Below are 12,477 nucleotides of genomic sequence, written 5' to 3'. Positions count from 1 at the left end.
GAGCCTGCTCTGTCAGGCCCTTGACAGCATCGGCTATGATAGCGGCTTTGTTTTGTCTGGCCCCCTTTGCGGCCGCGCACATGTAAGTCAAGGATCCTATGAGCAAGCCCACTGTCGACCCTACCTCGAATGCCAAGTCCGGCCCTGCCGTGCCGGTCAATTTCCTGCGGCCGATCATCCAGGCAGACCTGGACTCGGGCAAGCACACGCAGATCGTTACTCGTTTTCCGCCTGAGCCCAACGGCTACCTGCACATCGGCCACGCCAAGTCGATCTGCGTGAACTTCGGCCTGGCCCAGGAGTTCGGCGGCGTCACGCACCTGCGTTTCGACGACACCAACCCGGCCAAGGAAGACCAGGAATACATCGATGCGATCGAAAGCGACGTCAAATGGCTGGGCTTCGAATGGTCCGGCGAAGTGCGCTACGCCTCGCAATATTTCGACCAGTTGCACGACTGGGCCATCGAGCTGATCAAGGCCGGCAAGGCCTACGTCGACGACCTGACGCCTGAGCAAGCCAAGGAATACCGCGGCAGCCTGACCGAGCCGGGCAAGAACAGTCCGTTCCGCGACCGTTCTGTGGAAGAAAACCTGGACTGGTTCGCCCGCATGCGCGCCGGTGAGTTCCCGGACGGTGCCCGCGTACTGCGCGCCAAGATCGACATGGCCTCGCCGAACATGAACCTGCGCGACCCGATCATGTACCGCATCCGCCACGCCCATCACCACCAGACCGGTGACAAGTGGTGCATCTACCCGAACTACGACTTCACCCACGGTCAGTCGGATGCCATCGAAGGCATCACCCACTCGATCTGCACCCTGGAGTTCGAAAGCCATCGTCCTCTGTACGAGTGGTTCCTCGACGCACTGCCAGTGCCGGCACACCCGCGTCAGTACGAGTTCAGCCGTCTGAACCTCAACTACACCATCACCAGCAAGCGCAAGCTCAAGCAACTGGTTGACGAGAAACACGTCAACGGCTGGGACGATCCGCGCATGTCGACCCTGTCGGGCTTCCGCCGCCGTGGCTACACCCCGGCGTCGATCCGCAACTTCTGCGAGATGATCGGCACCAACCGTTCCGACGGCGTGGTCGACTTCGGCATGCTTGAGTTCAGCATCCGTCAGGACCTGGACGCGAACGCCCCGCGCGCCATGTGCGTGCTGCGTCCGTTGAAAGTCGTGATCACCAACTATCCGGAAGACCAGGTCGAGAACCTCGAACTGCCGCGTCATCCGCAGAAAGAAGAACTCGGCGTGCGCAAGCTGCCGTTCGCCCGTGAAATCTACATCGACCGCGATGACTTCATGGAAGAGCCGCCAAAAGGCTACAAGCGCCTGGAGCCGAACGGCGAAGTGCGTCTGCGCGGCAGCTACGTGATCCGTGCCGACGAAGCGATCAAGGATGCTGACGGCAACATCGTCGAGCTGCGTTGCTCCTACGATCCGGACACCCTGGGCAAAAACCCTGAAGGCCGCAAGGTCAAGGGCGTTATCCACTGGGTGCCGGCCGCTGCCAGCGTCGAGTGCGAAGTGCGTCTGTACGATCGCCTGTTCCGTTCTCCGAACCCGGAGAAGGCCGAAGACAGCGCGAGTTTCCTGGACAACATCAACCCTGACTCACTGCAAGTGTTGACCGGTTGTCGTGCTGAACCCTCGCTGGGCAATGCACAGCCGGAAGACCGTTTCCAGTTCGAGCGCGAAGGCTACTTCGTCGCGGATATCAAGGACTCGAAACCAGGTCAGCCGGTATTCAACCGTACCGTGACCCTGCGTGATTCGTGGGGCCAGTGATCAAGTCTTAAGGAATGACCGTGCTTTCGATCTACAACACGCTCACCAAGAGCAAAGAAGTCTTCAAGCCGCTGGATGGCAACAAGGTGCGCATGTACGTCTGCGGGATGACCGTGTACGACTACTGCCACCTGGGCCACGGCCGCAGCATGGTCGCGTTCGACCTGGTGACCCGCTGGTTGCGGTTCAGTGGTTATGACCTGACCTACGTGCGCAACATCACCGACATCGACGACAAGATCATCAACCGTGCCAACGAGAACGGCGAGTCGTTCGAAGCGTTGACCGAGCGCATGATCGCGGCGATGCACGAAGACGAAGCGCGCCTGAACATCCAGAAGCCGGACATGGAACCGCGCGCCACGGATCACATCCCGGGCATGCACGCGATGATCCAGACCCTGATCGACAAGGGTTTCGCCTACGCCCCGGGCAATGGCGACGTGTACTACCGCGTCGGCAAGTTCATGGGCTACGGCAAGCTCTCGCGCAAGAAGATCGAAGACCTGCGCATCGGTGCGCGGATCGAGGTCGACGAAGCCAAGGAAGATCCGCTGGACTTCGTGCTGTGGAAAGGCGTCAAGCCGGGCGAGCCGAGCTGGGAGTCGCCGTGGGGCGCCGGGCGTCCGGGCTGGCACATCGAGTGCTCGGTGATGTCCACCTGCTGCCTCGGTGAGACCTTCGACATTCATGGCGGCGGCAGCGACCTCGAGTTCCCGCACCACGAAAACGAAATCGCCCAGAGCGAAGCGGCCACCGGCAAGACCTACGCCAACGCGTGGATGCATTGCGGCATGATCCGTATCAATGGCGAGAAGATGTCCAAGTCCTTGAACAACTTCTTCACCATTCGCGACGTGCTCGACAAGTACCACCCGGAAGTCGTGCGTTACCTGCTGGTGTCGAGCCACTACCGCAGCGCGATCAACTACTCGGAAGACAATCTCAAGGACGCCAAAGGCGCACTGGAGCGCTTCTACCATGCGTTGAAAGGCCTGCCGAACGTGGCGCCGGCTGGCGGCGAAGCGTTCGTCGAGCGTTTCACCACGGTGATGAACGACGACTTCGGTACGCCGGAAGCCTGCGCGGTGCTGTTCGAGATGGTCCGTGAGATCAACCGTCTGCGCGAGAGCGATCTTGACGCAGCGGCCGGTCTGGCAGCGCGCCTGAAAGAACTGGCTAGCGTGCTGGGTGTGTTGCAGCTCGAAGCCGATGACTTCCTGCAGGCCGGCGCCGAAGGGCGTGTCGATGCAGCCGAAGTCGAGGCGCTGATCGCTGCGCGTCTGGCGGCTCGTGCCGGCAAGGACTGGGCCGAATCCGACCGCATCCGCGACCAGCTCACCGCCATGGGCGTGGTGCTGGAAGACGGCAAGGGCGGCACGACCTGGCGTCTGGCTGACTGATCCGCTCGGCATGTTTGTTCCCACGCTCAGCTTGGGAACAAATGTAAGTGCTTCAAGAAAACAAAACCCGCCAAGTGCGGGTTTTGTTTTTTGTGGCGGGCCTTAACTCAAGAGCCCGGTGCTGACCGCGACGATCAGGAAAATCCCCAGTACCGCGCGGTAAATCACGAAAGGCCAGGTGGAGAACTTCTCCAGAAAGCGCATCAGGCCCCAGATCGCGAAAAACGCCGAGATACTGGCAATCACCAGACCGAAAATCAGGTGCGCCCAGGCTTGCGCCGGCAGTTGCGCATGGAACAGCACCCACAACTCCTTCAACCCCGCCAGCGCGATGGCCGGCAATCCGAGCAGGAAGGAGAAGCGTGCCGCTTCTTCACGTTTGAAATTGAGAAAAAGCGCCGCCGTCAGCGTAGACCCGGAGCGCGAAACGCCCGGAATCAGCGCCCCGATTTGCGCAATGCCAACAATCAGCGCATCACGCAAACGCATTTCGCCAACGGTGCGGCGGTGACGACACGTGAGCTCTGCGATGGCCAGCAACACCGCCATCACCACGCAGGAAATCCCGATTACCATCAAACCGCGCAACGGCGAGTTGCAGGCGTTGAGCGTCGAGGACAGGGCCAGGCCTGCAATACCGATGGGAATGGTCGCCAGTACGATGGCCACCGCCAGGATGAACCACTGATTGTTGAAATCACGCTGCCGCACAGCCTCGGCGCTGCCGCTGACAACCTGCCTCACGTCTCGCCAGAAGTAGCTGATGACCGCCGCCAGTGCGGCCATCTGCATGGCGGCGGAAAAGGCAGAACCGGGATCCGGCCAGCCAAGCAGGGCGGGGATGATGCGCATGTGGGCGGTGGAGGAAACGGGCAACAACTCGGTGATGCCTTGAATGATGCCGAGGACGCCGATTTGCAGGTAATCGAGAGAGGCAAAGCCTGTATCAAGGCCGGTGGTGCAGATGTTGGTCAAAGAGCTTGTCCTGTGAGGGGCAGGAGGAGGGAGGTGTCTGGATCAAAGGCATGCAGCGATAAGCTGAAACATTTCGTCACAGTCTAGTCGGTGTGGTCAATGGGTGGGCTGGATGGTTTTTGATGGCCGCACTGGCGTCTTTGCGGGCAGGCTCACTCCCACGGGGGATTCGTGTCGTAGACAAAACTGCAGATGACGAAAATTTAATGTGGGAGCGGCGATTTGACGTGCCTTCGGCCCACGATCACTCAGCCTGGCGCAAGCGCTTGTAGAGCGTATTGCGACTGACACCCAACCGCCGCGCCAGATGAGAAATATTGCCGCCGGCCGCCTGCAACTCCCGATTCAACGCCTCGCTGTCATTCAGATCGATCCCCAAGGGCTCTGGCGTTTCCAGTGGTTCCATCTCCAGATCGACAAAGAAATCATCCGGCAAATGCTCGGGCCTCACCGGTTGCTCTTCAGCCATGGCCAGTGCGACCTGCATCACGCTGCTGACCTGACGCAAATTCCCCGGCCACGGGTGACGATCAAACAGCTCCAGTACCTCGCGACTCAAACCTGCCCACTGCGTCGGTTCTCGATGTTGCTCCCAGAGCCGCTTGAACAGCGCCTGCTTGTCACTGCGCTCGCGCAGCGGCGGCAATTCCAGGGTCAGGCCGCCGATGCGATAGTACAAATCCTCGCGAAAGCGCCCCAGTTGCACCTGCTCGCGCAATGAGCGGTTGGTGGCGGAAATGATCCGCAAATCCACCGGGAACAATTCGCTGCTGCCCACCGGTTGCACGCAACGCTCCTGCAACACCCGCAGCAGGCGGGCCTGGGTCGGCAGCGGCATGTCGCCGATTTCGTCGAGGAACAGCGTGCCTTTATCGGCCTTGCGGATCAGGCCGATGCTGCCTTTCTGGTTGGCGCCGGTGAAGGCGCCTTTCTCGTAGCCGAACAGCTCGGACTCCACCAGTTCGGCGGGGATCGCTGCGCAGTTCACAGCGATGAACGCCTGTTTGCTGCGAGAACTGGCCTTGTGCAGGGCTTTGACGAACACTTCCTTGCCGACCCCGGTTTCACCGTGAATCAACAGCGGAATGTCTTTTTCCAGCAGCCGCTCGGCCTGACGCACGGCCTTTTCCACTCGGCTGTCGCCGAAGTGCAGGGTGTTCAGGCTGATGGGTGTGGGTGCGGTGACTTGCGGCTCAGGGGCTTTGGTTTCAGCGAACACCCGCGCCTGAATCGGGGCCTGCTTGGGTCGTTTCAACAGGCACTGGAAACGGTTGCGCCCAGACGTCAGCAAGGAAAACGGCAAACCATCCGGCTGATTGAGCAATTCCAGCAACGACACCTTGAACAGACTTTCGACACTCACCCGCGACAGCCGCACGCCCAATAGATTGTCGGCCCGGCGGTTGGCCGACAGCACCTGACCGCTCTCATCGAATATCAGCAACCCTGCCCACTGGCTGTCGAGGTTGTTCAACCCGGTGTTGAAGGTCAGTTGAAAGTGCTGGCCGTGAAACAGGTTGAGGATCAGCCGGTTTTCCACGGTCTGGCTCATCATCTTGACCATGCCGAGAGTGTGCGAAGGCGGCAGATAGCTGTCGCTGGACACATCGAGCACGGCGATGACCTTGCGCTCGGCGTTGAAAATCGGTGCGGCGGAGCCGGTCATGAAACGGTTGGCCTTGAGGAAATGTTCGTCGTGCTCGATGTGCACCGCCTGCTCGCAGGCCAGCGCCGTGCCGATGGCATTGGTGCCGCTGGCGTGTTCCATCCAGCTCGCCCCGGCCTGAAACCCCCGCGCCAGATTCGGCTCGATAAAGCGTTGGGTGCCCCAGGACGTAAGGACCTGGCCCTGATTGTCGGCCAGCATGATCAGGCAGTTGGAATTGCTCAGGATGTTCTCGTAGTACGGCAACACTTCCTGATGGGTGGTCTGCACCAGTGAATGGTGACTGTCGAGCAACTGCGCAATGCCGGAGGCAGGCAACTGGTCGAACGCCGGGGCACTTTGATGCTTGAGGCCGAAGGCGCGGCAACGGGACCAGGAGTCCTGAACGATGGCCTCGTGAGAAAGTGGCGGGACAGGTGCGGCCATGACAGTCAGCCTCTGAAAGCAGCGTTTTTATTATTGTTATGAGGCCCCTCGGGACCTGAAAAGCATCGATAGAGTGTTGTTCACTATTGTTCATTGTCAATCGTTGAACTGTTCAAATGTGTTCAGCAATGAAGGTGGTTTGCCCGCGTTTTCGGCGATTTTCGCGGCGAATCAACGGCTTGGGATTTCTGGCACGAATGTCGCTCTACTGCACATGTCGCTTGACTCCAATAATAAAAAGGCCGAGCCATGTCACTCACACTGGAGCACGTCAGCCGCACCGTCGAGGGCCAGGCCTGGATCGACGATGCGAACCTGAAATTCGAACCTGGATCCTTCAATGTCCTCCTCGGGCGTACGCTGTCCGGCAAGACCAGCCTCATGCGCCTGATGGCCGGTCTGGACAAGCCCGACAGCGGTCGCATCCTGATGAACGGCGTCGATGTCACCCAACGCCCGGTGCGTCTGCGCAACGTGTCGATGGTTTATCAGCAGTTCATCAATTACCCGACCATGACGGTGTTCGAAAACATCGCCTCGCCTCTGCGCCAGGCCGGGATCTCCAACGAGCAGATCCAGAGCAAGGTGCAGGAAACCGCGAAGATGCTGCGCATCGAGAAGTTTCTGAAGCGCTATCCGCTGGAGCTGTCAGGCGGCCAGCAACAACGCACCGCCATGGCCAGGGCGCTGGTCAAGGATGCCGAACTGATTCTGTTCGATGAGCCGCTGGTCAACCTTGACTACAAACTGCGCGAAGAACTGCGCCAGGAAATGCGCGAGCTGTTCAAGGCCCGCCACACCATCGCCATCTACGCCACCACCGAGCCCAACGAAGCGTTGGCGCTGGGCGGCACCACCACCATTCTTCACGAAGGCCGGGTGATCCAGAGCGGCCCGTCGACCGAGGTCTATCACCAGCCGCAAACGGTGCTGGCCGCCGAATTGTTCTCTGAGCCGCCGATCAACCTGATGCCGGGGCGCATCGCCGGTAACGAAGTGAGTTTCGCCAACTTCGTGCACTTCCCGTTGAACGTCGATCTGCGGCCGGTGGGCGAGGGCGAGTTCCGTTTCGGTGTGCGTCCGAGCCATATCTCGCTGGTGCCGAGCAACGACGACGATCTCGAATTGGCGGTGACCGTCGAGGTGGCGGAAATCAGCGGTTCGGAAACCTTCCTGCACGTGCGCAACGAGCATTTCCTGCTGGTGCTGCACTTGCCCGGGGTTCACGAATACGACGTCGATGCGCCGATCCGCATCTATATCCCGACCCATAAACTGTTTGTGTTCGATGCGCAGGGCCGTCTGGTGCAGGCACCGGGCCGGCGTGTCGCGAGGGTTGCCTGATGGCCGAAATCCGTTTGCAGCACCTCGCCCACAGTTACAGCAAATCCCCGAGCGGGTCCGAGGATTACGCGATCCGCGAGATGGACCACATCTGGGAGCAGGGCGGCGCCTATGCCTTGCTCGGGCCGTCGGGTTGCGGCAAGTCGACCTTGCTCAACATCATTTCCGGCCTGCTCAGCCCGTCTCAGGGTCATGTGCTGTTCGATGGCAAAGCGGTCAACGACCTGACCCCGGAGAAGCGCAACATCGCTCAGGTTTTTCAGTTTCCGGTGGTCTACGACACCATGACGGTGTTCGACAACCTGGCCTTCCCTCTGCGCAATCAGGGCATGGCCGAGGCCAAAGTCCATAGCAAGGTGCAGGAAATCGCCGAAGTCCTCGATCTGCAAAACTTGCTTGGCAAGAAAGCGCGCAACCTCACCGCCGACGAAAAACAGAAAGTCTCCATGGGCCGTGGGCTGGTGCGCGACGATGTGTCGGCAATTCTCTTCGATGAGCCGCTGACAGTGATCGACCCGCACCTGAAATGGAAATTGCGGCGCAAGCTCAAGCAGATCCACGAGCAGTTCAACATCACCATGGTCTACGTCACCCACGATCAGCTGGAGGCCTCGACCTTCGCCGACAAGATCGCGGTGATGTACGGCGGCCAGATCGTCCAGTTCGGCACTCCCCGGGAATTGTTCGAACGGCCGAGCCACACCTTTGTCGGCTACTTCATCGGTAGCCCCGGGATGAATCTGATCGAGGTGCAGCCGCAACCGGGCGGCGTCGGTTTCAATTCGACCCATCTGCCGCTGTCCGACGCCCTGCAGCGCCATATCGAACACGGGCAATGGAAAAATCTGAAGGTCGGCATCCGCCCCGAGTTCATTCATGTGTGGGACGAGCCGTTCGATGACGCGATGCAGGCGCGGGTCGTACACGTCGAAGACCTCGGCACCTACAAGATCATGACCCTGGACCTGGACGGCGCTCCGCTGAAAGTGCGTCTGGCCGAGGACAAACCGGTGCCCCAGGGCACGGCGTACATCAGTTTTCCGGCGCAGTGGCTGATGGTCTACGCCGATGAGTTCCTGCTCGAAGCCAGCGAAGAGGTACAGCCATGAACAAGGTGCAGAACAACAAGGCCTGGTGGCTGGTATTGCCGGTGTTTCTGCTGGTGGCCTTCAGTGCGGTGATCCCGATGATGACCGTGGTCAATTATTCGGTGCAGGACATCTTCGACCAGTCGAGCCGCTACTTCGTCGGTGCCGACTGGTACAAGCAGGTGCTGCTCGATCCGCGTCTGCACGACTCGTTGCTGCGCCAGTTCATCTACTCGGCGTGTGTGCTTCTGATCGAAATCCCCCTCGGGATCGCCATCGCCCTGACCATGCCGACCAAGGGTCGCTGGTCGTCGGTGGTGCTGATTGTGCTGGCGATCCCGCTGCTGATTCCATGGAACGTGGTCGGCACCATCTGGCAGATTTTCGGTCGCGCCGACATTGGCCTGATGGGATCGAGCCTTAATGCGATGGGCATCAGCTACAACTACGCGGCCAACACCATGGACGCTTGGGTCACCGTGCTGGTGATGGACGTGTGGCACTGGACGTCGCTGGTGGCGCTGCTGTGTTTCTCGGGGCTGCGGGCGATTCCCGATGTGTATTACCAGGCGGCGCGGATCGACCGGGCTTCGGCCTGGGCGGTGTTTCGCCACATCCAGTTGCCCAAACTGAAGAGCGTGCTGCTGATCGCGGTGATGTTGCGCTTCATGGACAGTTTCATGATCTACACCGAGCCGTTCGTGCTCACCGGCGGCGGGCCGGGCAATGCCACGACCTTTCTGAGTCAGACGCTGACCCAGATGGCTGTAGGCCAATTCGACCTGGGGCCGGCGGCGGCGTTTTCGCTGGTGTACTTCCTGATCATCCTGCTGGTGTCCTGGCTGTTCTATACCGCCATGACCCACAGCGACGCTAACCGCTGAGGCCCGGCCATGAGCAAGAGAAAAGTGATCCCGCTGCTGCTCTACATCCTGTTCCTGCTGGTGCCGATCTACTGGCTGCTGAACATGTCGTTCAAGAGCAACACCGAAATCCTTGGTGGCCTGACGCTGTTTCCCCAGGATTTCACCTTCCACAACTACAAGGTGATCTTCACCGATCCGAGCTGGTACACCGGTTACCTCAACTCGCTGTACTACGTGAGCCTGAACACGGTGATTTCCCTGAGCGTGGCGTTGCCGGCGGCTTATGCGTTTTCCCGTTATCGCTTTCTCGGCGACAAGCATCTGTTTTTCTGGCTGCTGACCAACCGGATGGCGCCGCCGGCGGTGTTCCTGCTGCCGTTCTTCCAGCTGTACTCGTCGATTGGTCTGTTCGATACGCACATTGCGGTGGCACTGGCGCACTGCCTGTTCAACGTTCCGCTGGCGGTGTGGATTCTCGAAGGCTTCATGTCCGGCGTGCCCAAGGAAATCGATGAAACCGCCTACATCGACGGCTACAGCTTTCCCAAGTTCTTCGTGAAGATTTTCATCCCGCTGATCGGTTCCGGCATCGGTGTGACAGCGTTTTTCTGCTTCATGTTTTCCTGGGTCGAACTGTTGCTGGCGCGCACGCTGACCTCAGTGAACGCCAAACCGATCGCGGCGGTGATGACGCGCACGGTGTCGGCGTCCGGTATCGACTGGGGCGTACTGGCGGCGGCGGGGGTGCTGACCATTCTGCCGGGCATGCTGGTGATCTGGTTTGTTCGCAACCACGTGGCCAAGGGCTTTGCCCTGGGCCGGGTCTGAGGAACTGATGATGGAATGGATGAGCTGGACCGTCCCGACAGCAGCGTTTTTCATCGTGATTGGCTTGATCCTGGTGGGCATGACCACCTGGGAACTGCGCTCGCCGAGCATTCTGCGGCGCGGGTTTCTGCCGATTGCCACCACCCGTGGCGATCGCTTGTTCATCGGTCTTCTCGGCAGCGCCTACCTGCATCTGCTGGTAATCGGCGTGACCGACTGGAGCATCTGGGTGGCGTCCGCGTTGTCCCTGGTGTGGCTGTTGGCTGTGATGCGTTGGGGCTAGTCGAATCGCTCGGCAATGTTGCTCCAGAACTTAAACAGGAGGTCTCTATGTTCGACAAAAACAATAAGCTGCGACATAGCATTTCATTGGCAGCCATGCTGGCACTCAGCGGTTTGAGCGCATCCGCCTGGGCCGATGCCTACGAGGACGCGGCGAAAAAATGGATCGGCAGCGAGTTCAAGCCGTCGACCCTGACACCCGAGCAGCAACTCGAAGAACTGAAGTGGTTCATCAAGGCCGCCGAGCCGTTTCGCGGGATGGACATCAAGGTCGTCTCGGAAACCCTGACCACCCACGAATATGAATCCAAGGTGCTGGCCAAGGCCTTCAGCGAAATCACCGGGATCAAGCTGACCCACGACCTGCTGCAGGAAGGCGACGTCGTGGAAAAAATGCAGACGGTGATGCAGTCGGACAAGAACATCTACGACGGCTGGGTCAACGACTCGGACCTGATCGGTACGCACTTTCGCTACGGCAAGACTGAATCGATCACCGACCTGATGGCCAACGAAGGCAAAAATTTCACTTCGCCGACCCTCGACATCAAGGACTTCATCGGCATCTCCTTCACCACCGCGCCGGACGGCAAGATCTATCAATTGCCCGACCAGCAGTTCGCCAACCTGTACTGGTTCCGTGCCGACTGGTTCGAACGCGCCGACCTGAAAGCCAAGTTCAAGGAAAAGTACGGCTATGACCTGGGCGTGCCGGTGAACTGGTCGGCCTATGAAGACATCGCCAAATTCTTTAGCGAAGACGTCAAGGAAATCGACGGCAAGCGCATCTACGGGCACATGGACTACGGCAAGAAAGACCCGTCGCTGGGCTGGCGCTTCACCGATGCCTGGTTCTCCATGGCCGGGGGCGGCGACAAGGGCCTGCCCAACGGTTTGCCGGTGGACGAGTGGGGCATTCGTGTCGAAGACTGCCACCCGGTGGGTTCCAGCGTGACCCGTGGCGGCGATACCAACGGCCCGGCGGCGGTGTTCGCCACGACCAAGTATGTCGACTGGCTCAAGGCCTACGCGCCACCGGAAGCGGCGGGCATGACCTTCTCCGAGTCCGGCCCGGTACCGTCCCAGGGCAACATCGCGCAGCAGATCTTCTGGTACACCGCGTTCACCGCCGACATGACCAAACCGGGCCTGCCGGTGGTCAATGCCGACGGCACGCCGAAATGGCGGATGGCGCCGTCACCACGCGGACCGTACTGGGAAGAGGGGATGAAGCTGGGTTATCAGGACGTGGGGTCCTGGACCTTCATGAAATCCACGCCTGAGAAACAGAAACTCGCGGCCTGGCTGTATGCGCAGTTCGTGACCTCGAAAACCGTGTCGCTGAAGAAAACCATCGTCGGCCTGACGCCGATCCGCGAGTCGGACATCAACTCGCAAGCCATGACCGACCTGGCACCTAAGCTCGGTGGTCTGGTCGAGTTCTACCGCAGCCCGGCCCGGGTGCAATGGACGCCGACCGGCACCAACGTGCCGGACTACCCACGTCTGGCACAACTGTGGTGGAGCCACATCGCCGAAGCCGCCAGCGGCGACAAGACCCCGCAACAGGCGCTCGACGGCCTGGCCAAGGATCAGGACGCGATCATGACCCGTCTGGAACGCTCCAAGGCTCAGGCCACCTGCGCGCCGAAAATGAACCCCGAGCGCGACGCGCAATACTGGTTCGACCAACCGGGTGCACCGAAGCCGAAACTGGCCAACGAGAAACCGAAAGGCGAGACCGTGAGCTACAACGAACTGCTCAAGTCGTGGGAGGCAGCACGCAAGTAAGCGTTTTGG

Annotated in this window: 10 protein-coding genes; 8 read left to right on the top strand and 2 right to left on the bottom strand. The window is 60.1% G+C overall.

All coding sequences use genetic code 11. The features are described 5' to 3' along the window. Positions 1-98: 98 nt before the first annotated feature. Complete coding sequence (locus NH234_RS19325) at positions 99-1,799, top strand: glutamine--tRNA ligase/YqeY domain fusion protein (RefSeq protein WP_367253905.1); 1,701 nt, start codon at positions 99-101, stop codon at positions 1,797-1,799. A 20-nt stretch (positions 1,800-1,819) separates the two neighbouring features. Continuing rightward, positions 1,820-3,202, top strand: a complete 1,383-nt coding sequence (cysS, locus tag NH234_RS19320) for a cysteine--tRNA ligase (RefSeq protein ID WP_085732169.1) — start codon at positions 1,820-1,822, stop codon at positions 3,200-3,202. A gap of 102 nt (positions 3,203-3,304) precedes the next feature. Here cysS and NH234_RS19315 read toward each other — a convergent pair whose 3' ends face one another. After that, positions 3,305-4,177: an undecaprenyl-diphosphate phosphatase gene (locus tag NH234_RS19315; protein ID WP_085732168.1), complete on the bottom strand. Its 873-nt coding sequence runs from the start codon at positions 4,175-4,177 to the stop codon at positions 3,305-3,307. A gap of 244 nt (positions 4,178-4,421) precedes the next feature. After that, complete coding sequence (locus NH234_RS19310; protein WP_367253903.1) at positions 4,422-6,269, bottom strand: sigma-54-dependent Fis family transcriptional regulator; 1,848 nt, start codon at positions 6,267-6,269, stop codon at positions 4,422-4,424. A 249-nt stretch (positions 6,270-6,518) separates the two neighbouring features. Here NH234_RS19310 and NH234_RS19305 point away from each other — a divergent pair, with 249 nt between their 5' ends. From NH234_RS19305 to NH234_RS19280, 6 genes are read left to right on the top strand one after another with little or no spacing between them, the layout of a single operon-like run. Continuing rightward, the gene (locus NH234_RS19305; RefSeq protein WP_367253902.1) at positions 6,519-7,613 is read left to right on the top strand and encodes an ABC transporter ATP-binding protein; all 1,095 of its coding nucleotides are present in this window, start codon (positions 6,519-6,521) and stop codon (positions 7,611-7,613) included. After that, positions 7,613-8,722, top strand: coding sequence for an ABC transporter ATP-binding protein (locus NH234_RS19300; RefSeq protein ID WP_085732165.1), 1,110 nt, complete (start codon positions 7,613-7,615; stop codon positions 8,720-8,722). The genes NH234_RS19305 and NH234_RS19300 overlap by 1 nt, the downstream gene beginning before the upstream one ends. Then, positions 8,719-9,585 carry a carbohydrate ABC transporter permease gene (locus tag NH234_RS19295; protein ID WP_085712412.1) on the top strand — a complete coding sequence of 289 codons (867 nt, stop codon included), beginning with the start codon at positions 8,719-8,721 and terminating at the stop codon, positions 9,583-9,585. Before NH234_RS19300 ends, NH234_RS19295 begins: the two co-directional genes overlap by 4 nt. A 9-nt stretch (positions 9,586-9,594) precedes the next feature. Continuing rightward, on the top strand, positions 9,595-10,395 hold the full coding sequence (locus tag NH234_RS19290; RefSeq protein ID WP_085732164.1) for a carbohydrate ABC transporter permease: 801 nt from the start codon (positions 9,595-9,597) through the stop codon (positions 10,393-10,395). Positions 10,396-10,405: 10 nt separating this feature from the next. Next, complete coding sequence (locus NH234_RS19285; protein WP_039767461.1) at positions 10,406-10,678, top strand: DUF2160 domain-containing protein; 273 nt, start codon at positions 10,406-10,408, stop codon at positions 10,676-10,678. Positions 10,679-10,725: 47 nt separating this feature from the next. After that, positions 10,726-12,468, top strand: coding sequence for an ABC transporter substrate-binding protein (locus NH234_RS19280; RefSeq protein ID WP_085712410.1), 1,743 nt, complete (start codon positions 10,726-10,728; stop codon positions 12,466-12,468). Positions 12,469-12,477 lie beyond the last annotated feature (9 nt).

Source organism: Pseudomonas sp. stari2, assembly GCF_040760005.1.
GTDB lineage: Bacteria > Pseudomonadota > Gammaproteobacteria > Pseudomonadales > Pseudomonadaceae > Aquipseudomonas.
Note: the sequence above shows the minus strand (reverse complement) of the source record. Positions and strands in the feature narration are given on the sequence as shown.